20 protein-coding genes are annotated in these 25267 nt (G+C 43.5%); 8 read left to right on the plus strand and 12 right to left on the minus strand.

The window, feature by feature from the left end; genetic code table 11:
- Positions 1–85 precede the first annotated feature (85 nt).
- Both V7K55_RS23955 and V7K55_RS23960 read left to right on the plus strand, forming a co-directional pair.
- On the plus strand, positions 86–1063 hold the full coding sequence (locus V7K55_RS23955) for an NADP-dependent oxidoreductase (protein WP_334835415.1): 978 nt from the start codon (positions 86–88) through the stop codon (positions 1061–1063).
- A 649-nt stretch (positions 1064–1712) separates the two neighbouring features.
- Positions 1713–4829, plus strand: coding sequence for an MFS transporter (locus V7K55_RS23960; protein ID WP_334835218.1), 3117 nt, complete (start codon positions 1713–1715; stop codon positions 4827–4829).
- A 92-nt stretch (positions 4830–4921) separates the two neighbouring features.
- Here V7K55_RS23960 and V7K55_RS23965 read toward each other — a convergent pair whose 3' ends face one another.
- Positions 4922–5755 carry a dienelactone hydrolase family protein gene (locus tag V7K55_RS23965; protein ID WP_334835417.1) on the minus strand — a complete coding sequence of 278 codons (834 nt, stop codon included), beginning with the start codon at positions 5753–5755 and terminating at the stop codon, positions 4922–4924.
- A 385-nt stretch (positions 5756–6140) separates the two neighbouring features.
- Entirely contained in the window at positions 6141–6782 is a 642-nt protein-coding gene (locus tag V7K55_RS23970; RefSeq protein WP_334835220.1) for a class I SAM-dependent methyltransferase, read from the minus strand.
- A 94-nt stretch (positions 6783–6876) separates the two neighbouring features.
- Between V7K55_RS23970 and hemH the strand changes: the two genes are divergently transcribed.
- Positions 6877–8043 (plus strand): ferrochelatase, encoded by a 1167-nt coding sequence (gene hemH, locus V7K55_RS23975; protein ID WP_334835222.1) that lies wholly within the window; start codon positions 6877–6879, stop codon positions 8041–8043.
- 168 nt (positions 8044–8211) lie between these two features.
- Here the strand turns inward: hemH and V7K55_RS23980 are convergent, their stop codons facing one another.
- The 4 genes from V7K55_RS23980 to V7K55_RS23995 form a co-directional block, all read right to left on the minus strand.
- Positions 8212–8742 (minus strand): DUF4126 domain-containing protein, encoded by a 531-nt coding sequence (locus tag V7K55_RS23980; protein ID WP_334835419.1) that lies wholly within the window; start codon positions 8740–8742, stop codon positions 8212–8214.
- 191 nt (positions 8743–8933) lie between these two features.
- Positions 8934–10229, minus strand: a complete 1296-nt coding sequence (gene purB, locus V7K55_RS23985; RefSeq protein WP_334835224.1) for an adenylosuccinate lyase — start codon at positions 10227–10229, stop codon at positions 8934–8936.
- A 40-nt stretch (positions 10230–10269) separates the two neighbouring features.
- The gene (locus V7K55_RS23990) at positions 10270–10827 is read right to left on the minus strand and encodes a DUF421 domain-containing protein (protein WP_334835226.1); all 558 of its coding nucleotides are present in this window, start codon (positions 10825–10827) and stop codon (positions 10270–10272) included.
- 149 nt (positions 10828–10976) lie between these two features.
- The gene (locus V7K55_RS23995) at positions 10977–11993 is read right to left on the minus strand and encodes a YihY/virulence factor BrkB family protein (RefSeq protein ID WP_334835228.1); all 1017 of its coding nucleotides are present in this window, start codon (positions 11991–11993) and stop codon (positions 10977–10979) included.
- A gap of 210 nt (positions 11994–12203) precedes the next feature.
- Here V7K55_RS23995 and V7K55_RS24000 point away from each other — a divergent pair, with 210 nt between their 5' ends.
- Positions 12204–12845 (plus strand): type I restriction endonuclease, encoded by a 642-nt coding sequence (locus V7K55_RS24000; protein ID WP_334835229.1) that lies wholly within the window; start codon positions 12204–12206, stop codon positions 12843–12845.
- Positions 12846–12929: 84 nt separating this feature from the next.
- On the opposite strand, the gene V7K55_RS24005 is transcribed toward V7K55_RS24000, so the two are convergent.
- From V7K55_RS24005 to V7K55_RS24020, 4 genes are all read right to left on the minus strand, one after another.
- A complete protein-coding gene (locus tag V7K55_RS24005) occupies positions 12930–14459 on the minus strand; it encodes a YifB family Mg chelatase-like AAA ATPase (protein WP_334835231.1) in 1530 nt (509 codons plus the stop codon).
- Positions 14460–14580: 121 nt separating this feature from the next.
- Positions 14581–15279, minus strand: coding sequence for a DevA family ABC transporter ATP-binding protein (locus tag V7K55_RS24010; RefSeq protein ID WP_334835233.1), 699 nt, complete (start codon positions 15277–15279; stop codon positions 14581–14583).
- 80 nt (positions 15280–15359) lie between these two features.
- On the minus strand, positions 15360–16535 hold the full coding sequence (gene devC, locus V7K55_RS24015; protein WP_334835235.1) for an ABC transporter permease DevC: 1176 nt from the start codon (positions 16533–16535) through the stop codon (positions 15360–15362).
- Positions 16532–17839 (minus strand): HlyD family efflux transporter periplasmic adaptor subunit, encoded by a 1308-nt coding sequence (locus tag V7K55_RS24020; RefSeq protein WP_334835237.1) that lies wholly within the window; start codon positions 17837–17839, stop codon positions 16532–16534. Before V7K55_RS24020 ends, devC begins: the two co-directional genes overlap by 4 nt.
- Positions 17840–18143: 304 nt before the next feature.
- Here V7K55_RS24020 and V7K55_RS24025 point away from each other — a divergent pair, with 304 nt between their 5' ends.
- Positions 18144–18761 carry a TetR/AcrR family transcriptional regulator gene (locus V7K55_RS24025; RefSeq protein ID WP_334835239.1) on the plus strand — a complete coding sequence of 206 codons (618 nt, stop codon included), beginning with the start codon at positions 18144–18146 and terminating at the stop codon, positions 18759–18761.
- 180 nt (positions 18762–18941) lie between these two features.
- Here the strand turns inward: V7K55_RS24025 and infC are convergent, their stop codons facing one another.
- The gene (infC, locus tag V7K55_RS24030) at positions 18942–19430 is read right to left on the minus strand and encodes a translation initiation factor IF-3 (RefSeq protein ID WP_334835421.1); all 489 of its coding nucleotides are present in this window, start codon (positions 19428–19430) and stop codon (positions 18942–18944) included.
- A gap of 239 nt (positions 19431–19669) precedes the next feature.
- Here infC and V7K55_RS24035 point away from each other — a divergent pair, with 239 nt between their 5' ends.
- Both V7K55_RS24035 and V7K55_RS24040 read left to right on the plus strand, forming a co-directional pair.
- Positions 19670–20995 (plus strand): DEAD/DEAH box helicase, encoded by a 1326-nt coding sequence (locus V7K55_RS24035; protein ID WP_334835241.1) that lies wholly within the window; start codon positions 19670–19672, stop codon positions 20993–20995.
- A 561-nt stretch (positions 20996–21556) separates the two neighbouring features.
- A complete protein-coding gene (locus V7K55_RS24040) occupies positions 21557–22741 on the plus strand; it encodes an acyl-CoA dehydrogenase family protein (RefSeq protein ID WP_334835244.1) in 1185 nt (394 codons plus the stop codon).
- Positions 22742–22831: 90 nt separating this feature from the next.
- Here the strand turns inward: V7K55_RS24040 and V7K55_RS24045 are convergent, their stop codons facing one another.
- On the minus strand, positions 22832–24073 hold the full coding sequence (locus tag V7K55_RS24045; RefSeq protein ID WP_334835247.1) for a tetratricopeptide repeat protein: 1242 nt from the start codon (positions 24071–24073) through the stop codon (positions 22832–22834).
- 107 nt (positions 24074–24180) lie between these two features.
- Here V7K55_RS24045 and cobW point away from each other — a divergent pair, with 107 nt between their 5' ends.
- On the plus strand, positions 24181–25221 hold the full coding sequence (gene cobW, locus V7K55_RS24050) for a cobalamin biosynthesis protein CobW (RefSeq protein WP_334835249.1): 1041 nt from the start codon (positions 24181–24183) through the stop codon (positions 25219–25221).
- Positions 25222–25267: the final 46 nt, after the last annotated feature.

A 25267-nucleotide genomic window follows, 5' to 3' on the forward strand; every position in this document is an offset into this window, starting at 1 on the left:
AATTGCGATTTGACACACGGTAGTCGATGCGTTATGCAAAATTTGCGCGCTCATCTTACCATATACTGGACAGATTTAGAATGAAATAGCCCTGCCCAAAGAGAGCAATTTTTCCCTTGTCGAAACGGAAATTCCAGAACTGGGAGAGTCAGAAATACTCACCCGCACGATTTACTTGTCCCTTGACCCCTATATGCGAGGGCGCATGAGCGATCGCGCTTCTTATGCAACTCCAGCAGAATTAGGCAAGGTCATGATGGGTGGTACTGTCAGCCAAGTGGTGAAATCAAACCACCCCCAATTTTCTGATGGAGAGTTTGTTGTGGGGTATGACGGTTGGCAGACTTATGCGATCGCCAAAGCTGAAACCTTGAGAAAACTTGACCCCAAGCAATTACCGATCTCCTATGCCTTGGGCATTACCGGGATGCCTGGAATGACTGCTTATTTTGCTCTGCTAGATATTGGCAAGCCCAAAGCAGGCGAAACCGTTGTGGTTTCTGCGGCTTCTGGCGCGGTGGGTGCAGTTGTGGGTCAAATTGCCAAAATCAAGGGCTGTCGGGCAGTGGGCATAGTTGGTAGTGAGGAGAAATGTAATTACGTTGTGGATGAATTAGGGTTTGATGCCTGTATTAATCGCAAAACTCAAGACCTGAGTTCAGCCTTGAAAGCTGCTTGCCCAAATGGAATTGATATCTATGTCGATCATACGGCAGGGCCAATTCTAGAAACAGTGTTGCAACAGATCAATCTGGGAGCCAGAATTCCTTTGGTGGGTTTAATCTCCCAGTACAATGCCGAAAATCCACCTCCCGGACCTAATTTGATGCCGCTACTAGTGAAACGGGCGCTGATCAAAGGGTTTCTGGTGGGCGATTACCAACAGCGTCATGCCGAATTTATCCATGATGTATCTCAATGGTTACAAGCAGGTAAGCTCAAGTACAAAGAAGACGTAGTGAAAGGGCTGGAAAATGCACCTAATGCTTTTATTGGGTTACTGCAAGGGGAAAACTTTGGCAAGTTAATCGTTCAGGTTGGTGACGATCCAACTAAGAAATGAACCATCAATATCTTTCTGTACGAAAGATTGAAAGATCCAGAAAGATAACTAAAAGTGATATAGTTCTTGGATATCGTCATCCTAAAATCTAATAATATACAGGGTTTGCTGTTGCCTGATGGGTAAGATTAGCGATCGCCTTTCACCACAACTACAGCCCAATCGTAGCTCACATCAACAAAACAGCGATCGCCTACAGCAAACTTGAGACAATTGGGCATTTTTTTACTTGGAGTCCTCTAAATGCTCAGTTAGCAACACCTGATACCGGACTGTTGCAAAGACACTTCATCAACGCTCATATTCTCGAAGCTGTAGATTTATTTACAAGCTCAACGTTTGCTAGATTCTTGGGTTAGTTTTAACTAAAAAATTAAGATGATTTTTTTATATCATTAAAAATTAAATATAAACAGTAATTACTTAATAGTAATTTGCCATTTTGATTAAGTTTTCACCAAGAGATATTAAAAGTTATATCTTTCGCTCGATAGAGTTTTCAGCCTTTGGAGAGATGCTTTAAACAGCTAAATTCTACGATTCTGAACTAAATAGTTAGGTATTGCCATAGATACAGACGAAAATACTAAGAGTTGCTTCTCAAGAAAATCTTAATTCCCCAAATTTAAACTTAGTAGAAGGAAATACAATGTTCCAAAGTTCGGAAATCATGGCGGGACTCTACAAACCACTATTGTGGATGGCACAGGTTCCAGTAGATCCCTCAAATGTTACGCCAGCACAGGCATCAGTCCTCACTTCGGGGCCGCGCTTTTTTGTGGCTTTAATCTCCGGCGTGATTCTAGCCTTTGCTTTCCAATTAGTTCTAACTAATCTCTCCCTTGCAGCCGGTATTTCCTACCTGGGACACTCATCTGACTCGGATTCTGATTCTGAGGAAGTTGGAAGTTTGGGCGGCAGCATTCGCAAAATCGGTACCGCAGTCGGGATTTGGACGTTAGTCACGGTGACGATCGCTTTATTAATTGCCTGTTTCCTGGCAGTCAAATTAAGCCTTGTAATCTTAGATCCAGGATTAGGAGCAATCCTCGGTTTGGTGATTTGGGGTGCTTACTTTTTACTCCTGGTTTGGGTCAGTTCCACTACCGTGGGTTCCTTAATTGGCTCAGTCGTGAATACGGCAACTTCTGGTTTTCAGGCGATTATGGGTACAGCCACCGCCGCACTGGGCGCGAAAGCTGTCAATAACCAAGTTGTAGCGACAGCTGAAGCCGCCGCCGCCGCCATCCGTCGAGAGCTAGGAAGCGGCATTGACCCTGGAAGTATTCGGGAGAATATAGAAGATTATTTAGAAAAGCTGCGTCCACCAGAGTTGGATGTGTCGAAAATTCGGAGTGATTTTGAAAATTTACTCAACGATCCGCAATTAAAAGCGATCGCCGGGACTCAAGATATTCGCAACATCGACCGCCAAAAATTTATCGAGTTAGTCAGCAGCCGCACCGACCTTTCCAAAAAAGACGTTAGCCGCATTGCTGATACTTTGTATAAAGTTTGGCAACAGGTAGTGAGTCAGCATTCACCCACCGAAGACCGGATGGGTGAATTAATGGACTATCTGAAATCACTTCCAGCAGGACAAAGCAAGACAGATGAACTTAACGCCAAGCTGGATCGATTAGTTGCAGAAACACGTGGTTCCAAAGAAACTGACCAAAAGGCATCTACTGGGCCAATTCAAAGTACACTCCAGCAAGGACTATCCGCCTTAACTGGCATTGTATTGGGACGGGCAGATTTATCTGATTTAGATGTGGAAAAAATCTTGGGTAGTCTCACCACCGCCAAAGATAAAGTCACCCAACAAGCAGATAAGCTAGGTTTGCCAACACCATCACAACCCTATAGTCCAATTCGCTCTGATGTCGAAAACTACCTCTACAACACTTATGCTTGGCAACTAAGCCCAGAAAAAATTGCCCAAGAATTTCGTGATGTCATTTATGACCCAGCAGCCGACCCTGGAATAGTCCGCAGAGAACTAGAACGGCTATCCCGTAACGATTTCGTCAAAATTCTCCAACAACGGGGATTGCTTACCCAAACCCAAATTCAGCGCATTGCAGATCGGCTAGAATTTGTCCGCAAAGATGTGCTGGTGATAGTTACAGGTATTGAAGAAAGAGATATAGTCCAAGACCTGCAACGCGCAGTGGAAAGCTATCTGCTCGTTACCTCGAAAGCAGATTTGACTCCTGTTGGCATTGAACAGAATTTCAAACCACTGTTGCAAGACCCAGATGCAGATTATGAAACCCTGACATTGCGACTGGCGCACGTTGAACGGCAAGAAATTCGGGAGATATTGCTCCAACGGAATGATGTCCAGCTATATGAAGTAGATAGCATTCTGGACGAGTTGGAAAAACAACGCGATCGCGTCTTGGTAGAATCTAAAGGATTAGCTGAACAAGCACAATATCAGGCAGAAACCCTGTGGCTGAATGTAGAATCATATCTGCGTAATACAGGGAAATCAGAACTGAATCCTGATGCCATCCGTGCGGAGTTCAAAAAGCTACTAGAAGATCCCCAAGCTGGAATTACCTCAATTCGGGCGCGGTTGTCTCGCTTTGACCGCGATACCTTGGTGCAATTGTTGAGTCAACGCCAAGATTTGAGTGAAGATCAAGTCAATCAAATCATCAATTCGGCTGAAGAGTCGTGGCATAACATTCGCCACACACCCCAAGCTGTAGTGGATAAAGCCAAAGAGCAATACGACTCTGTTACTACAACGATCGCAGATTACCTCCGCAATACTGGTAAACAAGAACTGAATCCTGAAGGCATTCAGCGAGATTTGACCAGATTGTTTGAGAATCCCAAAGAGGGAGCCGTCGCACTACGTCGGCGGTTATCGCAGGTAGACCGAGATACACTGGTGAAATTGCTCAGTCAACGGCAAGATTTGAGTGAAGAACAAGTCAATGAAATCATTAATTCCACCCAAACTTCGATTCGTAACTTTGTGCGTGCGCCTCGTCGTTTAGCTACCCGCACCCAGCAAAGGGCCGAAACATTCAAAGCTTATCTAGAAGAGTATCTACGCCAAACTGGGAAAGAAGAACTTAATCCTGAAGGTATCAAACGCGACTTACAACTCCTCTTGCACGATCCGCGAGTTGGGGTAGAAAGTTTTAGCGATCGCCTTTCGCAGTTTGACCGCTCTACCATCATCGCTCTCCTGAAAATTCGGGAAGATATGTCTGATGAAGAAGCGGCGCAGATTGCCGATAGCATTGTCTCCGTTAGGGATCAATTTGTAGAACAAGTGCGGAATATCCAACGAGGAATTCAAGATGCAATTGATGGGGTTTTTGCCCGCATCCGCAACTATCTTAACTCCCTGGATCGCCCGGAACTAAATTACGATAGTATCAAGCACGATGTCCGCACATTTTTCGACGATCCTCAAGCCGGGTTTGATGCCCTGCGCGATCGCCTATCTTCTTTTGATCGTGATACCCTAGTGGCAATTATGAGTTCTCGTGAGGACATCTCTGAGGAAGATGCCAACCGGATCGTTGACCAAATTGAACGGGCCCGCAACACAGTATTGCAACGTGCAGAACGCATCCAGCAAGAAGCCCAACGCCGCCTAGAACAGGTGAAGCATCAAGCACAGCGACAAGCAGAAGAAACCCGCAAAGCCGCAGCTACAGCAGCTTGGTGGTTGTTTGCCACAGCATCCGTCTCTGGCGTTTTCGCTGCATTAGGAGGAGCGATGGCTGCAAGACCGTAGTTTAACAAGTTGTCTCCGCTCACTTTTAAGCCTCCCGATATGGGAGGCTTTTCTATGAGGGAGTGAGAAAAATATTGCTTCCCGATCCTCGACTATGACACGCAATGCTTCTTAAACCATTCCAAAAGATGTTTCCAACCGTCTTTAGCTTCTTTCTCACGGTAGGAGGAGCGATAATCAGCAAAAAATGCGTGGGGCGCATCGGGGTAGACAATGATTTCAGATTTGCTGCTGCTAGACTTTAAGCGAACGCGCATCTGTTCTACTGTATCAAGAGGAATACCCGTATCTTTGCCACCATAGAGTCCGAGAATGGGGACTGTTAGTTTTGATACAATATCAATGGGATATTTGGGCTGAAGTTCGGTAGCATCGCCCACGAGTCGCCCGTACCACGCTACACCTGCCTTCACCTTGGGATTGTGTGCTGCATACAACCAGGTAATGCGGCCACCCCAGCAGAAGCCTGTAATCGCTAATTTATCAGCATTACCCTTAGCTGATTTCACAGCCCATTTTACCGTGGCATCAAGATCGGATAAAACTTCGGCATCTGGTACTTTGGCAACAATTGGGCGAATTTCGTCTATATTGCTTAACTTCGTGACATCGCCTTCACGGAAGAATAATTCGGGTGCGATCGCTAAATACCCCAATTTAGCAAAACGTCGGGTGATATCCTGAATATGCTCGTGTACACCAAATATTTCTTGGATTACCAGGACAATTGGGAAATTTTCACCAGTAGCAGGTACTGCTCTATAGGCGGGAATTGTGCCATCTTTGACAGGAATTTTCACTGCACCAGCTACCAACCCCTTAGCCTCGGTGGTGATGACTTGGGCAGAAATTGGTTGCACTGCCAAGGCAAAACCCGTCGCCAAGGTGGTTGTTGCGATAAATTTGCGGCGTGTTATTTCTTTCATCATCTCTACCTTAAATTGGCAAAAACTTTATTGTTGATTAGTCAGTACAGTAGTACGACAACTAGATATTACAATTTATGAATCAGTTTACCGTAATATTTAGCTTCCTTTGCTGTCCAAGCTTTCTTTGCTCTGTGGCTGTTATCAGGCGAAAGCCGATGTATTGGAAAATATTGATATAGGAATATTTGATTTTTGAACAAAATTAGGTATTGTAGGGTGTGTTAGAACGCAGTTCGTAACGCACCATTCTCGAGGGTTTGGTACTTATGCTGTCGCTACGCTAACGCCCAAGTTGGTAAACCAGCCCACACGACTGGCTCCCCTACGTATCTTTTCTCCAAATCAAACCCGATTCCTATAAAGCAGGTTAAGATACCTGCTATTATTTAGGCGTTATACTTGACTTCTTCGCCTGTATCACTTGCAAACTACCACCAGAATATAAAGTTGGCTCACTCTCATCAAATCCAACCTCAGTTAATAATCTAGCCAAATCAGTTTTCAACAATTGCCAAGCTGTTTCCGTCTCAAACAACAACAAAAACACTGATATCCCAGGCCAAAATATCGGATTTGTCGGAGCGTGAAAATCTATCAGCGTAAATACCCCTCTTGGCTTCAGCACCCGATAAACTTCACTAATAATTTTTCGCAACTGCTGAGGCTGCATCTCGTGCAATGCAACACTGGTATGCACCACATCAAACAGATTATCTGCAAATGGCATCTCCTCGGCAAAAGCTTCCACATAAGAAGCTTCAGGGACATTTAACCGTGCGCGTTGCAAAGACTTAGGTGAAGCATCCAACCCTGTTACATTTTGTGAACTTTTCACCAAAAAATGCGTTGTTTGACCACTACCGCAACATAAATCTAAAACATGAGTATCTGAGTGAATTGTTAAGCCTTGCAAAGCAAGTTGCCGAAAACGCGCTTCACCACCTACACTTAAGGCTGTTAAACGAGAGATACCATCATACAACCACTGATAGCGGTAACTCCAATCCCTTAAAATTGTTGCCATTGCATATTTCCTTGCTATTAAGCTTTATTATTTAATAAAGATATATTGTTAACATTAGTAAAAAATCTGAAAAGATTGGGGGAAAGTAACAGCTATGGGTCGTGTAGGCGTCTTATTACTCAATCTCGGTGGCCCCGATAAGCTAGAAGATGTCGGGCCGTTTTTGTATAACCTATTTTCCGATCCGGAAATTATTCGCCTACCGTTTCGCTGGTTGCAAAAGCCCCTAGCCTGGTTTATTGCCTCGCGGCGAACCAGAACATCTCAAGAGAATTATAAGCAAATCGGTGGCGGTTCCCCACTACGACGGATCACAGAAGCGCAAGGGGAAGCTTTAAAAGAACAGTTGGCTTATTTAGGGCAAGAAGCCGATATTTATGTGGGAATGCGTTATTGGCACCCCTATACAGAAGAAGCGATCGCACAGATTACCCAAGATAATATAGAACACCTGGTGATATTACCATTATATCCCCAGTTTTCTATCAGTACTAGTGGTTCCAGCTTCCGGCTTTTAGATAAACTTTGGCAAGAAGACCCAAAACTTCAGCCCATTGAATACACAGTTATTCCTTCTTGGTACAAACAACCAGGCTACCTCCAAGCAATGGCGGAACTCATAGCCCAGGAACTTGAGCAGTATCCTAACCCGGATGAGGTTCATATATTCTTCAGCGCTCACGGTGTTCCTAAAAGCTACGTTGAAGAAGCTGGCGACCCTTATCAGCAAGAAATTGAAGAATGTACTGCTCTGATTATGCAGACCCTCAATCGTCCCAATGCCCACACCCTAGCTTACCAAAGTCGTGTTGGCCCAGTAGAATGGCTTCAACCCTATACTGAAGATGCGCTCAAAGAACTAGGCGCACAAGGTATTAAAGATTTGGTTGTCGTGCCAATCAGTTTTGTCTCAGAGCATATTGAGACACTGCAAGAAATTGATATTGAGTATCGCGAAGTAGCAGAAGAATCAGGAATTCACAACTTCCGCCGCGTTCCTGCTCCTAATACCCATCCTGTATTTATTAATGCACTTGCAGACTTAGTGATTGATGCGCTGAAAAACCCCGGCTTCAAGCTTTCGCAAGCTGCCCAAATGAAAAAAATGGTTAAAATGTACCCCCAAGAACGTTGGGAATGGGGTCTAACCACTAGCGCTGAAGTCTGGAATGGCCGGATTGCTATGTTGGGCTTTATCGCTTTAATCATCGAGCTAATTACCGGTCACGGCTTCTTGCACATGATTGGACTTTTGCAGTAAATATAGGACTACTATTTGATTTTTGAAAAATACTTAGGGTGCGTTAGGCTACGCCATAACACACCCTAAATCACTTAGATTTTATCAAGAATCAAATCAGATTGCTATACTATATGAACAACATTTTACCATGATTAAATAACTTGCAATTCTTAGTGTCCTTGGGGCTTAGTGATACCAGTCATACCACTGTTTAGCGCTACGAACTGCAAACCAGAGCAGTATTAAAGCAATTAATCCTCCTTGCCACGGAGCATCAAAAGCAAAAAGTACTAGAGCAATACACAACGTATCTTGAAGAAAAACTGCCCACAAGGGTAAGCCACGTAACCGATAAAACCAACCAACTTGAACTAGCTGGAGTACTAAAGCTAACGAACCACCAATACAGGCAATCAACCAGTTTGGTGTTGCTGTAGCGTTAGCTACTGCTAACCCCATGATTGCCCCGACGATGGGAGACATGAATAACTGAACCAGTTGTAGCAATCTTTGCCCCCATAGTTTTTTTGAGGCTAATAATTCAAATAAAGACCAAAAGGTGAGGCAGCCTAACAATATTGGTGGGGAAATGTGAGATAAAATTGGGACTTGTGACCATAAGTTACTACCTTGCAATAGTCCAATAATTAGCAAAGGTATGCCTATTCTCATTCCTGCTGCGGCAGAGGCAGAAAGTGTGGCTAGGATTTCAATCATTAAAGCACTGGTGGCACTAATAAATAAGTAAATAATCTGTTTATTTATATTACCCAGTGCTGGCGATAATTCCAGCATCAAGCAGACAGTCTTCAGGAAGTAATACTAGAGATTTTTGGTATTTTTATATTCTTTACTATCCTCTGTAGGGGCAATTAATGAATTGCCCCTACAGCACAGGCCAATTAATCCTAAATTCCCAATCGTTGGTAAACTTCTTCTAAATGCTGGAGATGCTGCTGGGGATCGAAACAGACTTCTAGTTCTGTTGGGGACAACTTTTCGGTAACGCGAGGATCTTTGCTAATTAAGTCCTGAAAATTACCTCCTGGTTTGTTCCAAGCGACGTGAGCGCTTTCTTGAACGATCGCATAAGCTTCTTCGCGGTTGCTTCCCTTGTCTATTAAGGCAAGTAGCACTTTTTGACTGAACACAACGCCGCCGTAGCAGTTGAGATTTCGTGCCATGTTTTCAGGATAAACCAACAGGTTTTTCACCAAGTCGGTTATTTCTGACAACATAAAATGCGTCAAAGTACAAGCATCTGGTAAAATTACCCGTTCTACAGAACTGTGGGAAATATCCCTCTCATGCCAAAGAGCAACGTTTTCTAAGGCTGCACCGGCATGACTTCTTACCAGTCGTGCCATTCCCGTTAGCCGTTCCGAACGGATGGGGTTACGCTTGTGTGGCATGGCTGAGGAGCCTTTTTGACCTTTGGCGAAAAATTCTTCAACTTCCAGAACGTCTGTTTTTTGCAGATTGCGAATTTCTACAGCAAAACGTTCGATGGATGCCGCAACCAAAGCTAATTGTTGCACGTAATCGGCGTGGCGATCGCGGGAAATAACTTGTGTTGAAGCCGTATCGGGTTGGAGTCCGAGTTTTTCGCAAGCGATCGCTTCTATACGGGGTTCAACATTGGCATAAGTTCCCACTGCACCAGAAATCTTACCCACGGCAATGGTTTGACGGAGTATTCTCAAGCGTTCTTGGTGTCGCAATACTTCTGCTAACCAGCCAGCTAGTTTAAAACCAAAAGTAATCGGTTCAGCGTGAATACCATGCGATCGGCCAGCCATCACAGTATGACGATGTTCGCGTGCTTTTTCGCGAATTACCTCAATTAAATCTTCCAGACCTTGCAATAATAGATCCAGGCTGGCAACCAATTGCAGTGCTAAAGCTGTATCCAAAACATCCGAACTAGTTAAACCCAGGTGAATGTAGCGTCCGGCATCACCAACATATTCATTGACATTTGTCAAGAAAGCAATGACATCGTGGCGGACTACAGCCTCAATTTCTAGCACCCGTTTGGGGTCAAAATCTGCCTTAGCCTTAATTTCTTCAACCGCCTGAGATGGAATGTAACCTAGTTCAGCTTGAGCCTCACAGACAGCAATTTCGACTTGCAGCCAAGTTTTTAGTTTATAGGCTTCACTCCATAGATTAGCCATTTCGGGCAAAGTATAACGCTCAATCACAATTCGGCACAGAATACAACCGTCATATTTTACAGTCTAATTAATGTAGATCGATTTTTAATGCTGTTTTTGGCTCAGAGACGGAATTAGTTTTTGAGTCAAAGGTGATGATGCTAATTCTACCGTCAGCTTCCATATATGCAAACTTCACATCGGCTAAAAATTCCACACCTTGCTGACGTAACTTGCTCATTAACTCATCGTCTGTAATTAACTCTCGTTGCAAATGACGCTGAATCATCCGACCATTTTTTACCAGTAGTAGCGGTGACTGATTCAAAAAACGTTGCAATTGGGGTATTTTGTAGCCTAACCAGTTCAACAAATAACTCCAAAAAATCACAGTTCCTACTAAGATACCGCCTTCGGTAATCGATGTATAATTACTTGCCATAGCATTTTGGGCAGCTTCAGCAAATAATACAACTACGAGTAAATCAGTAATTCCTAATGTTCCTAGTTGTCGGCTAGGAAGGAAACGTAACACCGTGAACAGCGCTAAATAGACCAATGAGCCTCGAATAATCAACTCAAAGACGCTGATACTAGGAACAAAGATTGCCTGCCAATCGATAAAAAACCATTTTTCCGTTAGCACTGATTTTCTTCCTTTTTCAATAGACTTCTGGAAAAAATCCAGTATCAGGTTATTTATCTACATTCTTATTTCATAAAACTGATTTTATTAGAGGTTAAATACTTTAATATTTATCAGATTTACAAATATAAAATCTCACTATCGAAGGATTAAAATCGCGGATTTCTTCTTTTCTGTTTTAAGCGCTTGGGCTTCTTAAAAGACTTGAATAAGCGATTAATCAAGTTAGAAGATGATTTTTTATTAGTAGACGATTGCCTCGTTGGAGCCTTGCCATTATATTCGCTGTTATCAGATAAAGGGATGGCATGTTTAGTTGGGGTTATGCCGCTTCCATACCTTCTGGCATAAACTTGGGTAAATTCAGCCCCGAAAAAAAGAATCTGTGCTGCATAGTTAACCCAAGCCAAAATTACCACCAGCGAACCAGCAGCCCCATAAGCCGATCCAAAACTTCCATTACCTAAATATTGTCCTAATAAAAACCTCCCAATCGAGAACAAAACTGAGGTGAGAGAAGCTCCAACTAAAACATCACTCCAAGCAATTTCAACATCTGGTAAAACTTTAAAAATTAGTCCGAATAGGACTGTAGTTATAGCAAAAGAGAGAAGAAAATTGACAAATTGCCAGATAAAATCGACACCTGGTAACAAGTTACTAAAGTATGTTACTAATGTTGTCAAAGCTGTACTAATTACCAGAGAAACTAATAGTAAAAAGCCAATACCTATGACCATTGCAAAGGACAAAACACGTAGACGAATGATATTAGTTACGCCGCGTCCGGGTTTGGGTTTAACTTCCCAAATCGTGTTCATAGCATCTTGCAACTCGGTAAATAAACCAGTAGCACCCACTAGCAGAACTACGATACTAATGATAGATGCGATCGCTCCTGTCTTTGGTTGGTTAGCATTTTTGATAGCTGTTTCGAGAAACTTTGCGCCATCTACCCCGACTAAACCTTGAATTTGTCCGACGATTTGACCCCTTGCGGCCTCTTCTCCAAATACTGCGCCCGCGATCGCAATTACAATAATTAACAACGGTGCGATCGAAAAAATCGTGTAATAAGCTAACGCCGCCGCTAACCGTGACGCTTTATCCTCACTCCATTCTTTGAATGTCTCTTGGAATAACTTCCAAATCGCCTGCAAATTCATCCAACCAGTCTCCTTCTAAGAGGATATCGCTTACTTCCTGATATATTTGATACTTATTCTCTGAGTGGCGACATCCTCCCAAGGGAGTTTGTAAAGCGTTCTTGAGGAGGAATTTAATCAGAATACTGTATGAGTTAGCGATGTCTACGACGGGCTACGCCTACGTGCCAATTGGGGATAATAGAAATGTGCTACAGTTACCTAAAAGCAATGACACAAACGGCAGCAATTACAGAAGCGATTACCACTCTTCAGGATGCAGAAAATCGATTCGGTTTTGTCCGTGTTGAAGACGAGCAATTTTTCCCAGAGTGGTATCAGGAATTGTCTGAAATTACAGAAGCTGAAAAAGCCTCTGTGGATGTCGTGCGGCGTAGGTATCTTTACCACCGTACCGCAGGTGATTTACTAGAAGGGACAGTCATATTGTTATTGGTGTCACCAATACTTGCACTCTCTGGATTTTACGATCCTCCTTTCAGAATTAAGGCTGAATCATCTGTGGAATTAGTGCTGGATGATGGCGAGGAAATACTGCGCGGACGAATTGACGTTTTAGTGTTACAAGATCAGTTGTGGTTGATGGTGTTAGAGTCGAAAAAAACCACGCTGTCAGTTTGGGCGGCTGTACCGCAAGCCTTAGCTTATATGATGGCTAACCCCAACCCCAGTAAACCTGTATTTGGGATGGTGACGAATGGAGACGATATTTTATTTGTCAAAGTGACGCAAACAAATACACCGCAGTACGATTTGTCAAGAGTCTTCACTCCCTTTGCATCCGCGAGAGAACTGTACACCGTTTTACAAATTCTCAAGCGTATTGGTCAGTTAATTTCTCCTGCGTCTTAAGTGGCTGTTCTAGCTGCTGGTAGCACGAACTATCGAACTATCTGCGTAAACCCTTAACAGACTTAAGCCATCATCAGAAGATTTTTACTGCATTCTATCTATCGTGCGATATTGAATTGCTTCCGCCAGATGACTAGTTTTTAGCTCATCATCTCCCGCTAAATCTGCAATAGTTCGTGCTACTTTGAGAACGCGATCGCTAGCTCTGGCTGATAAACCTAATTTTCTAATGGCTACTTCTAATAAATTGCGACTAGCATCATCTAGCTTGCACCATTTCTGGAGATGACGACTTTGCATCTGGGCATTGCAACGCAGATTTGGTTCACCTTGGAAACGGGTAATGGCGCGATCGCTTGCTTGTTTAACTCGTTGTAGGACTGATATTGATGTTTCTCCAGTCGGTTGTTGGGTAATTTCTTCTGGTTTCAAGCGATTTACCGCAACTTGTAAATCAATTCGATCCATCAACGGCCCAGAAAGTTTTGCCCAATATTGCTCGCGTTGGCGGGGAGAACAAGTACATTGTTGGATGGTATCGCCATAGTAACCGCAAGGGCAGGGATTAGTACTCGCTACCAAAGTAAACTGCGCGGGAAACGTTACCGATAGTTTGGTACGAGAAATTGTGACGTAGCCATCTTCTAAAGGTTGACGCAGAAATTCTAAAACATCACGTTTAAATTCTGTTAATTCATCTAAAAATAATATGCCATTGTGAGACAATGAAATTTCGCCAGGACGAGGAAAGCTACCACCACCAACGAGAGAAGGCCCGGATGCCGAGTGGTGGGGACTGCGAAAAGGGCGATCGCGTACCAACGAACCGCGATTTTTTAATAACCCAGCCACCGAATGGATGCGAGTCACTTCTAAAGATTCAGCAAAACTCAGAGGCGGTAAAATTCCTGGTAAGCGCCTTGCTAACATGGTTTTTCCACTACCAGGTGGCCCGACAAAGATTAAATTGTGTCCACCAGCAGCAGCAATTTCTAAAGCCCGACGCGCATGAGCTTGTCCTTTCACATCATGCAAATCTGGACTAGGGTAAGATACTGTTGTTGTGTCCACTGTAGTATCCATCTGCACAGGTTTGTAACGTCCTGGATTATTTAAAAGATCCACCACATCAGACAGATGTTTGCAGCCATAAACAGCCAAGCCTTGAACCACTGCGGCTTCTTGGGCATTATCAGCAGGGATAACTAAACCTGCAATTCCCATTTTTTGGGCTGCGGCTGCGATCGGTAAAACACCAGCCACCGGACGCAAGCTGCCATCTAGAGACACTTCACCTAAGAATAGATAATCCCCCAACAAATCAGCGCTAACTTGCTCAGAAGCCGCCAAAATTCCGACGCTAATGGGCAAATCGAAACAGGGGCCTTCTTTGCGTAAATCTGCCGGAGTTAAATTGATCACAATTTTCCGCATGGGAAAAGCGAAACCTGCATTTTTCAGCGTTGCTTTAACTCTTTCTCTTGATTCTTGAATCGCTGAATCTGGCAGTCCCAAGACAACAATTCCCGGCAATCCCCCCGACACATCGACTTCTACGCCTACTTTGACGGCATCGATGCCCACAATTGATGCACTCCAGACTCTAGCAAGCATTTCTTATATAACAGTAAACCTTTCAAATCTCTAGCAGATGTCTGGGTAGATTGGCATTAGTGAAATTACAGGGACGATTTTCCGCTCAAAATCTTTTTTGCAACCGTTTGGGGAGAATCAGCTAACTGGCTGTAACAACAGCACGATCGTTTACTAACTTGCCATCTTCCATATACACTATGCGATCGGCAATATCTAGAATGCGATTGTCATGAGTCACCAAAAGAATGGTGCAATCCTGTTCTTTAGCTAGTTTTTGCATGAGGTTGACCACATCTCGTCCAGATTTACTATCAAGGGCGGCGGTGGGTTCATCCGCTAAGACAATTTTAGGACGACCGACCAACGCACGAGCGATCGCAACTCTTTGTTTTTGTCCCCCAGACAAATCATCAGGATAATAATTCAGGCGATGCCCTAATCCTACCTCCTCTAACATTTCGGCTGAACGACTTTTCATCTCTGCTGGCGAAATATTATTATGCACTTCCAAGCCCATTCTGACGTTCTGGAGTACTGTCAGGCTACCGTGCAAGTTGTGCGCTTGGAAAATATAGCCGTTATTGCGTCGCACTTGGGTAAGCTGTGCTGTACTTGCACCACAAAGTTCTTGTCCCAATATCTGCAAACTGCCCGATTGAGCAGAACGCAACCCACCTGATAAGGTGAGAAGTGTAGTTTTTCCAGAACCAGAAGGCCCAGTCATAATAATAATTTCGCCAGCGTTAATATCCAGGTTGATATCAAAGAGAACTTGCTTGCGGAGTTGACCAGAACCAAAATAATGGTCGAGATTTTTAACAGAGATAACAGGAGGCATAGCAATTTTAAATTTTAGATTTTAGATTGGGAATTATTAATCATCATCATGCCCAATTCCCTATTTCCCATTCCCATCTTTTAAAACATATCTGCGGGGTCAGCAGACTGTAATTTCCGAGTAGCGATCGCACCAGAAATAATACACATGGCCATAGTTAACATTAGCACTGTGGTGGCTCGTGCTACGGTCATGTAAAGTGGTAAATTAGTCGCATTCCGAGTTAAATGGTAAAGTCCTAAAGGTGCGATCGCTCCGGGAATAAAGCCCAAGATTGCCAAAATTATCGCCTCTTCAAACACCACACCCAATAAGTAGAGATTGTTATATCCCATTGCTTTGAAGGTGGCGTATTCTTTGATATGAGAATTCACATCTGTAGAAAGAACTTGATAGACGATAATCACGCCTACCATAAACCCCATTGCTACACCCAGACTGAAGATAAACCCGATGGCGGTATTTTTTTTCCAATAATCTGTTTCAAATTCGATAAATTCGGCTTTGGTTAAAACTTTAACATCATTATCTAAATGAGATTCTAAAGCTGCTTTCACCTGTTTGACATCATAGCCTGGTTGTAGTTGAACCAAACCTAAACTGACGCTACTTGCTTCTCGCTTAGGAAATAGCCGCAAGAAATTTTGGTCGCTGGTAATGAGGTTTCCATCAGCCGCAAAGGAAGCCCCGATTGAAAATAATCCGCTAATGGTAATCGTGCGGCGGTCAATTTCAGTGGTTACAGGCAAGCCTTGTTCAACTTGAGCGATCGCTTCTTTATAATCTCCTCTAGAGGCGCGATCGAACAAAAGAGTATCTGGTAGCTTCACCCGATCTATCTGGCTATTCACATCTGGTAAGTTAAAAGCTGGCTTTTCAGGATTAATCCCAATAACTAGCACAGATGTCTTTTGGCGGGTTTTCGGATTCTTCCAATCGACAATGCTGATATACATTGGTTCTGCTGATTTTACCCCCTGTATATCCATTGCCTGATACAGTCGCCGCCGCGCAAAGGTGGACGCATTTAAGACGTTACGGGCTTGAGGACTAACCAAGAAAATGTCAGCTTGTATACTGTTGTGCAGTTTAGTATTACTTTCAAACAAGGCAGTCTGAAATCCTAGCTGCATAAACATGAGAACATCAGCGAAAGCAATGCCTCCCAATGCCACCAAGAGACGGCTTTTTTCATGACTCAGTTGCAACCATCCTAGAGGGGTTCGGTGGCGCAGTTGTTGAATAAATCCAATCATAGTTCTATTACCGCCTTTACTTGCAAATTGGTAAACTTGGCAGCTTTGGCGCTAGATGCTTTATCTAGTCGGATATGAACTTCCACTACTCTGGCATCAATATTGCTAGAGGGATCGCTGTTAACCAGATTCTGTCGCTGTACCTGCATCCCCATCCAATCGACGGTTCCCTGTAATTCTCCGGGAAGGGAATCGCTAAGTACCTTTACCTGTTGCCCCGATCGCACTTTGTTAATATCACTTTGGTAAACTTCTGCCACTGCATACATCTGATCCGTTCGACCTAGTTCTACAATCCCGTCATTAGAAACGGTTTCTCCGGCTCGTGTATTAATCTTCATGATTTGCCCTGCTTCGGGTGCGCGGACATAAGCCTGATCTAGTTGCGCTTGCATTTTTGCCACCGTCGCTTGAGCGCTGTCTACCTCTGCTTGGGCGTTAGCAATATCTGTCGGACGAACTTCAGCCGTTTGGTTTAAGGTGGCTTTGGCTTCGTTAATTTGCTGTTGCAAGCTGGCGAGAGTTTGGTTGCGGTTAGCTTTGGCTTCTTTAATCTGCTGTTCTAAAGTAGCAACAGTTCTTGTTTTGTTGGCTTGGTTTTCAATTACCTGCTGAGTTGAAGTTTCTGCACTCAAGCGTTTTTGATCGGCTTCTTGACTAGAAATTGCCCCTGCTTTGTATAAAGCTTCGTAGCGTTGCACATCTACTTGAGCGTTCCGTTTTTCGGCTGCGACGCGATCTACTGTTGCTTGTAAGCTTTGTCTTTGTCCTTGCAAGTCTGCTTCTAGGCGATCGATTGTAGCTTGCTGAGTTTTGATATTTCCCTCTAGTTCGACTTGCAGACGGCTGACAGCAGCTTGCTTTGCCCCAATTTCTCCCTGTTTTGCTCCGGCTTTTACCTTGTCAACGTTAGATTTGGCAACTTGGACTTGTTTCTGCGCCTCAACTAAACTTGCTTGCAAGCGATCGCGACTGTCCATAATTGCAATTACCTGTCCACCCTTGACGCGATCGCCTTCTCTCACCAATAGTTTCTGAAGCAGACTTCCCTCGGTGGAAGAAGTTGCAGACAGTTTTATGACTTCTCCATTTGGTTCTAAACGTCCTAATGCTGTGACTGTTTTGATCGCTGGTTGAACAGCTACGGGTGCTACTGGCTTTTCATTCGCTGTAGCCTGGAACTTTAGCACCGTATAAACACTAGCTCCACCTACGAGCAAAGATGTAATTATCGCTAGTGTAATCGGCGATCGCAAAAGATTTGCGGAAGACTTTAAATCTTCTAATTTCCAGTTCTGCACCATACTATCCACCTTTTATCACTAGCAACTTGTACTAAACTGTTCAGTTCAATCAATGCTAAACTAAACTGAGTAGTTTAGTCAAGAGCAGAAAGCTGAAATTCTCAATTTACCGCAGATTGCAACAGGCGTGAGGTACAGATCATTGTAGGGGCACGCCCCTACCCATGTACTTCATTTACCTGCAATACGCTGTAATAACTTCGCCTTCAGTTATGCATCAGAATGCTTATCACAACTGAGATTAATGGCGTAGGGTAAATTGCCGCATCTATTAAAATTGTTTATAAGAGAGGATGATTAATAAATGGTACGCATTAAAACTGACGAAGTAGATCGAGATCATTCCGTTGATAAAGTAGAGCAAATTCTGCAAGGGGCAATGCGGGAATTCCTGCAAAATGGCTATGCCGGTACAAGTATGGATCGGGTAGCAGTAGCGGCAAGTGTTTCTAAAGCGACAGTCTACAGCCACTTTCAAGATAAAGAGGGACTTTTTAAAGTCCTGATAGAGTCCTTGGCAAATCAGAAGTTTAACTCTCTCTTTGGCGCGGAACCTATGGAAGGAGAACCAAAAATCGTCCTGCGCCAATTAGGAACCAAATTATTGGAACAAATGAATAACGATCAGGAACACTGTGCATTTATGCGAGTGCTAATTGGGGAATCTGGTCGTTTTCCTGAATTAACTCAGATTTGTGTCCGGGCGATGATTAAACCAATGTTGGAAACGCTCAATCAATATTTTGCTGCTCACCCTGAACTGAATATTACTGACCCAGAGGCAACAGCGAGGATTTTTTTAGGTACATTAGTTAATTTTCATGTTACTCAAGATGTGATGCATGGAAGGGACATTATACCAATGGAAAGCGATCGCCTGATTGATGCGTTGACACACCTGATCGCTAAATGCGCCGATTGATTGGCTATGTCCCATTCTTAGCTTATGGAGTGCTGTGGCCTATCCTCCAGCTTTTTTCCTTTCTTAGCATTGAGCTAAAATCCCACGGCTTGATCTGAAAACAAGCAATAGCAATGTTTTCACAGCCGTGGGAGTTTTAAAAGCTGGCACAAATGCATCCTCCAGCGATCGCAAGATTAACTAGGCAGGAATGACTTGAACAATTAGTGAGCGTTTATCCAGTGACTGGATTTTACCTACTTGACTGAGGTCTTTTGCAATTCTGTCTAGCAGTTCTCCTGCTTGGTCACGATATTGATGTTCTCGGCCTCGTAAACGAATGGCAAACTTCACTGAATCGCCTTTACTCAACCAACCGACTGCTTTTTCAATCCGTAAATTGTAATCAGCGATACCCACATTTAGACCAAATCTAACTTCTTTTACCGTCGGTCTAGCACTCTGGCTCTGACGTTTTTTCTTTTGATACTGAAGCTTGCCATAATTGAGAATTTTGGCGATGGGAGCATCTTTGCCTTGGGAGACTACAACCAAGTCAAGCTCTAAGCTCTCGGCTAACTGTAGTGCCTCATTGGTGTCGATCAGACCACGATTGTTATTCTCATGGTCAATCAAGAAGACATGAGGTGACTTGATTTGTGAATTAATCAGTTGCTTTTGGATTGCGATAACGAATTTCTCCTAGTTGTTCAACACTTTAAAGATTCCAAGTAATGCTAATTTAACACAACACTGAATCAGAGCAACTTTAACCACACAATAGACTACAATCTGTTAGAATGTGGAACTGCGGCACTCGCTCTTCAGTCTTTGCGCTATTGCCCATCCAGCTTTTCAATGCTTTTTTATCCGTCCGCCTAAGACTGACACCGCCATTGGTGACAGGCCGATGTTATTTTTGGAGTTTTATGGATTTTTCTACTCTCGGCTTGTCCAATGAAATTATCCGTGCGGTTACAGAGCGAGGGTACACCGAACCTACGCCAATTCAGATCCAGTCGATTCCTGCCGTCTTGTCGGGTAGCGATTTGCTAGCTGGGGCCCAAACCGGCACTGGAAAGACTGCTAGTTTTACCCTGCCGCTTCTGCATCGGTTGTCGTCTGAAAAGAGCAAAAGTACATCTAATGGATACCGACCGATCCGGGCGCTGATTCTTACCCCAACTCGTGAACTCGCTGCCCAAGTGGAAGAAAGTGTGCGCGAGTACGGCAAATACTTACAGCTAAACTCAATGGTAATGTTTGGCGGAGTCGGTATTAATCTGCAAAAACAGCGTTTGAAGAATCGAGTCGATATCTTGGTGGCTACTCCAGGGCGACTGCTAGACCACGTACAGCAAGGCACGCTTAACCTCTCGCATATTGAAGTTTTGGTGCTAGATGAAGCAGATCGGATGCTGGATATGGGCTTTATTCATGATATCCGCCGCATCCTTGCACTTTTGCCCAAACAGCGACAAAATTTGTTATTCTTCGCTACCTTCTCAGACAAAATTAAGGCACTCGCCGCCGGACTGCTCAATAACCCGAAAATGATTGAGGTAGCACGCCGCAACGTTACTGCCGAGACGATCGCCCAGAAAGTTTACCAAGTAGACCGCGATAAGAAACGCCAATTACTTGCTCACTTAATTCGGCGAGATAATTGGTATCAAGTGCTAGTGTTTACTCGTACTAAGTATGGCGCAGACCGTTTGGTTAAGCAGTTGGGCGAAGACCGCATACAAGCACTGGCAATCCACGGGAATAAGAGCCAGCCGGTGCGTACTAATGCTCTAGCAAAATTCAAAAATGGCAGTTTACAGGTATTGGTGGCCACAGACATTGCTGCTAGGGGTCTTGACATCAGCGAACTGCCCCATGTAGTCAACTTCGATTTGCCCAATGTACCAGAAGATTATGTTCATCGCATTGGGCGCACTGGTCGGGCTGGTGCGTCAGGTGAAGCGGTATCGCTGGTGTCCGTTGATGAATATCCTTTATTAACAGATATCGAAAAACTGATTCAGCAGCGTTTGCCAAGGGAAGTAGTGGCTGGCTTTGGCCCCAACCCTGATGTTCAGCCCGAAGCAATTCCCAATGGACGGCAACGGCAACACAGACCCAAACCAGAACGCGATCAGCGTCCGGCTCGGACTCCTAAACCGTTACCACGGACATCGGCTAAACGTAAAGCAGCACCACCCGCAACCAATGGCGAGGGATCGCGCCGTTCTGCTAAACGCGATCGCTAATCTTTGTTATAGCGTTTACTAATCATACAAGGTACATCATAGTCCCCTCCTCGCTTGCGGGGAGGGGGTTGGGGGTGGGGTTCAGTACCTACTCAACTGAGAACCGCTATAGCTGTCCTGTTTCATTCCCTAAAGAGCGCTAAATATCAATGGTTCTAGCGATTTTAAATTGATTATTTTGTTACTAGCGTGCCAAGAAAATGAACAATCTTACTGTTGTTCAAGTGCTTAAAAGTTTATCTTCTCGCCACCCTCACTTACAATTTTCTCGCTAACCATCTTGACAAATCCTGTTTGAAAGCTATTTTCAGGTAAATAGACCACGCGGTAGGGGCACAGCAATGCTGTGCCCTTACGACAGATGTGGTTCAAATACTTGAATTCTGCTGTAAGTTGATATATGCGATGTTTAATTTTTCAGTAGCTTGTGTGTAAATTCTAGAACAATTCAACAACGCCAAAATTTTGAACATTGCTGAATCAAAACACTGTAGATTAAAATTTTTCCAGCCAAATTTATAGTTACTTCTCACAATAAGGTTAGAGGAGAAGTGGTAAAGTATGCAATTAATCGAAACGAAAGAGTCTCAACATTATCTCGATCTAGCTAAGTCTTTAGCAAAAGAATTTGCTCAAACTGCTGTAGAGAGGGATGCCCAAGGGGGAACGCCAAAGCATGAACGCGATCGCTTGCGTCAAAGCAACTTATTAAAACTAATTATACCCACAGAGTACGGTGGCTTAGGGCAAAGCTGGATTACCGTTCTGCAAATTACCCGCGAGTTTGCCAAGGTTGATAGTTCTATTGCTCACGTCTTTTCTTACCACCATCTAGGTGTAGTTATTCCTCATATCTTTGGTTCGGCAGAGCAAAAACAACGATATTACTCAGAAACTATTGACAATAACTGGTTTTGGTGCAATGCTCTCAACCCTTTAGATAAAAGAACTACTCTCATACCGGAAAATGATTATTTCCGTCTGAACGGCATTAAAAGCTTTTGCTCTGGCTCTCAAGACTCGGATATATTACCGATCGCTGCGATTCATCAAGAAACTGCTGAATTGAATATTCTGGCAATTCCCACCCAACGGCAAGGTGTTACAGTTCATGATGATTGGGATAATATGGGGCAACGCCAAACAGACAGTGGTAGTGTGACTTTTGAAAATGTATTGGTATATCCTGAAGAAATTCTTGGTAGTAGAGACAAATCTGGTAAACCCTTTAGCACTATTCGCGCCTGTTTAACTCAATTAAATCTTGCTAATATTTACCTGGGAATTGCACAGGGAGCATTTGAAGCTGCTAAAACATATACTTCCACTAATACCAAACCTTGGCTGACATCAGGTGTAGAGAGTGCAACCCAAGATCCATACATTCTTCAGCACTATGGCAAAATATGGGTCGATCTCCAAGCCGCCGTGTATCTAACTGAACAGGCGGGAGAATTACTCCAAGCAGCTTGGGAGCAAGAATGGTCACTTACCGCCGAACAACGGGGAGAATGTGCGCTTTTGGTTGCTACTGCCAAAGTTTTCGCCACTAAAGTCGGTTTAGACATTACCAACCGCATCTTTGAAGTTATGGGCGCACGCGCTACTAGTGCAAAATATGGCTTTGATCGTTATTGGCGTAATCTCCGCACGTTCACTTTGCACGATCCAGTAGATTATAAAATCCAAGATATAGGAAAGTGGGCATTAAATGATGAACTGCCAAAACCCAACTTTTATTCATAACGATCCTTTCATCAACAAGCATAGGTTTAAACTCTGCTAGTTGTTTCGTAGGATGCGTTATGGGTTCGCCGAAAATTCTTTGAAAATCTTTTAAGAAGCGATTAAATTCTTGAGAGCATCTTGAGCATCAGTATTTCCTGGATCTATTTGCAGCACTTCCCGAAAAACTGCTGCTGCCTCTTGTTTTGAGCCATCGCCAGATTCACCATAGGAAATCTCTCTGCCAAGTTTGATGTAAAGTTCTGCCATTTGGCGACGTGGTATTAGATTTGCCAATGGCCGATAAAATTCCATTACGCCTGCAAACCCTTTTTGCTTATAAAGTAGTAAATTTATGTTGGAGCAGGTGCTATAACTGCCTTCACCAGTTTTGATTACCTTCTGGCAAATTGTTAAACCTTCATCTAGATTTTCCTGTTTAGCCAATGCTTCATTTAATTTACTGTAATAATAATCCGTAGATTCTTTGGCAACGGCTTGGCGGTAGGCTACGATCGCTTCTTCTGGTTTTTTTTGTGTCATTAAGACATCGGCCAGATCGATATATGTTGAAGCGTCAGGCTCAATTTTAATTAGTTGGCGGTAGGCTGCGATCGCTTCGTTCACAAAACCGCGCTTTAATGAGAGTTCAGCTAACTTTTTATAAAAAACCTTGCTGTTGGTGTCATTTAATTGACGATAGATAGTGACTGCTTCTGAATATTCCAGGATTTCACCGAGCTTATCATAAGCGTTGTCAGATGAAAGATAACCATCAGCATCAAGTTTAATGGCTTCGCGGTAAGCTGCGATCGCTTCTTGTCCTTTACCTACTTTGAGGAGGATCTCGGCTAAATAATAGTAATTATTGGAATCAGGACTGAGTTTAACTGCTTGACGGTAAGCCATTAATGCTTCCTCCATGCTGCCAACTTCCTGCAACTTATTGCCTAAAGCAATGTAGTTACTATCAGTTTTCGGATCGAGTTTGACAGCTTGACGGTAAGAGGCGATCGCTTCTTGGCTTTGTCCCTTTTGTGCTAGGAAATTCCCTAATTTGATGTAAATTGCGCCATTGGGGGTTAATTGCAATGCTTGGCGATAAGTAGCGATCGTCTCTGCAATCTTGCCTTGGTTAGATAAGACATCTGCCAGCTTGACGTAAGCATAACTGTTTTTGGGATCGCGCTTAATGAAACTCCGCCAAATATTAGCAGCTTCTTCATAATTTTTTACTTCTTCGGCAGATGCCGCTTTTTGTTCCAACTCCTCTACCGTTTGTGCCACACTAATTTGAGGAATCAAAACCAAACCTAAACTCAACAAAAACGGCAATATTTTCCGGCTAACCATAGACTTTCAGCTTAAAATAACTAAGTCAATCTTCAAACCAAGCTTAATCTCAGTATTGAAGTTTGTAACCCTTAAAACTTACCATACTGGGTAAATCAGGCAAAAATATGGCTACGAAAATTCCTGTCACAGTGATTACAGGCTTCTTAGGTAGTGGAAAAACCAGCCTAATTCGCCACCTGCTACAAAACAACGAAGGACGGCGTATTGCCGTTATAGTCAATGAATTTGGCGAACTCGGTATTGATGGCGAATTGTTAAAATCTTGTCAAATTTGCCCGGAAGATGGTGAGGGTGACACTAATATCTTTGAATTAACCAACGGCTGCTTATGTTGCACCGTGCAGGAAGAATTTTACCCAATGATGCAAGAGTTAATCAAGCGGCGAGATAGTATTGACTGCATTTTGATTGAAACCTCTGGTTTAGCCTTGCCAAAACCATTGGTGAAAGCTTTTCGCTGGCAAGAAATTCGCAACGCTGCCACTGTGGATGCTGTAATTACCGTGGTAGATTGTGCGGCGGTAGCAGCAGGGACATTTGCTAGCGATCCAGATGCGATCGCAGCCCAGCGCCAAGCAGATGATAATCTAGAACACGAAACACCTTTGCAAGAACTGTTTGAAGACCAACTTGCTTGTGCAGACTTGGTAGTGTTAAATAAAATTGACTTGGTAGATGCCGAGACAAAAGCCAGAGTTGAGGAATTGATTAAGCAAGAGTTGCCCAGAGTAGTGAAGATTGTCGAGAGCGATCGTTCTCAACTAGACGCATCTATATTATTAGGATTTCAAGCCGCAGTTGAAGATAATTTAGATAGTCGTCCCAGTCATCACGATACCGAAGAAGACCATAATCACGACGAAGAAATTACCTCAACTAATTTAATTTTAGATCGTACATTTGATCCAGAAAAGCTGCAACAGCAGTTAGAGAAATTAGCGCAAGAACAAGAAATTTACCGGATTAAAGGTTTTGTCGCAGTGCCAAATAAATCTATGCGTTTGGTGATGCAAGGCGTAGGAACCCGATTTGATAAATTTTACGATCGCCCCTGGAAACCCGAAGAGGCGCGGCAAACCCGCTTAGTTTTCATCGGACGTGATTTAAAGTCTTCAGAAATCGAATCACAACTTGTAGCTTTGTAAGTATACCCAGATCCCCAACTGATTAGAGAAGTAGGGGATCTATATC

It is taken from the genome of Nostoc sp. (assembly GCF_036919895.1).
GTDB lineage: Bacteria > Cyanobacteriota > Cyanobacteriia > Cyanobacteriales > Nostocaceae > Nostoc.

What these genes read in the sequence shown, in the direction of transcription:
- V7K55_RS24035 (WP_334835241.1), top strand. Translation starts at nt 19,670, where the DNA reads ATGGATTTTTCTACTCTCGGCTTGTCCAATGAAATTATCCGTGCGGTT.
- V7K55_RS24010 (WP_334835233.1), bottom strand. Translation starts at nt 15,279, where the DNA reads ATGCCTCCTGTTATCTCTGTTAAAAATCTCGACCATTATTTTGGTTCT.
- V7K55_RS24040 (WP_334835244.1), top strand. Translation starts at nt 21,557, where the DNA reads ATGCAATTAATCGAAACGAAAGAGTCTCAACATTATCTCGATCTAGCT.
- hemH (WP_334835222.1), top strand. Translation starts at nt 6,877, where the DNA reads ATGGGTCGTGTAGGCGTCTTATTACTCAATCTCGGTGGCCCCGATAAG.
- cobW (WP_334835249.1), top strand. Translation starts at nt 24,181, where the DNA reads ATGGCTACGAAAATTCCTGTCACAGTGATTACAGGCTTCTTAGGTAGT.
- V7K55_RS23995 (WP_334835228.1), bottom strand. Translation starts at nt 11,993, where the DNA reads ATGAATTTGCAGGCGATTTGGAAGTTATTCCAAGAGACATTCAAAGAA.
- V7K55_RS24000 (WP_334835229.1), top strand. Translation starts at nt 12,204, where the DNA reads ATGACACAAACGGCAGCAATTACAGAAGCGATTACCACTCTTCAGGAT.
- V7K55_RS24025 (WP_334835239.1), top strand. Translation starts at nt 18,144, where the DNA reads ATGGTACGCATTAAAACTGACGAAGTAGATCGAGATCATTCCGTTGAT.
- V7K55_RS23970 (WP_334835220.1), bottom strand. Translation starts at nt 6,782, where the DNA reads ATGGCAACAATTTTAAGGGATTGGAGTTACCGCTATCAGTGGTTGTAT.
- V7K55_RS24005 (WP_334835231.1), bottom strand. Translation starts at nt 14,459, where the DNA reads ATGCTTGCTAGAGTCTGGAGTGCATCAATTGTGGGCATCGATGCCGTC.
- V7K55_RS23980 (WP_334835419.1), bottom strand. Translation starts at nt 8,742, where the DNA reads ATGATTGAAATCCTAGCCACACTTTCTGCCTCTGCCGCAGCAGGAATG.
- V7K55_RS23965 (WP_334835417.1), bottom strand. Translation starts at nt 5,755, where the DNA reads ATGAAAGAAATAACACGCCGCAAATTTATCGCAACAACCACCTTGGCG.
- V7K55_RS24020 (WP_334835237.1), bottom strand. Translation starts at nt 17,839, where the DNA reads ATGGTGCAGAACTGGAAATTAGAAGATTTAAAGTCTTCCGCAAATCTT.
- V7K55_RS24045 (WP_334835247.1), bottom strand. Translation starts at nt 24,073, where the DNA reads ATGGTTAGCCGGAAAATATTGCCGTTTTTGTTGAGTTTAGGTTTGGTT.
- devC (WP_334835235.1), bottom strand. Translation starts at nt 16,535, where the DNA reads ATGATTGGATTTATTCAACAACTGCGCCACCGAACCCCTCTAGGATGG.
- V7K55_RS23960 (WP_334835218.1), top strand. Translation starts at nt 1,713, where the DNA reads ATGTTCCAAAGTTCGGAAATCATGGCGGGACTCTACAAACCACTATTG.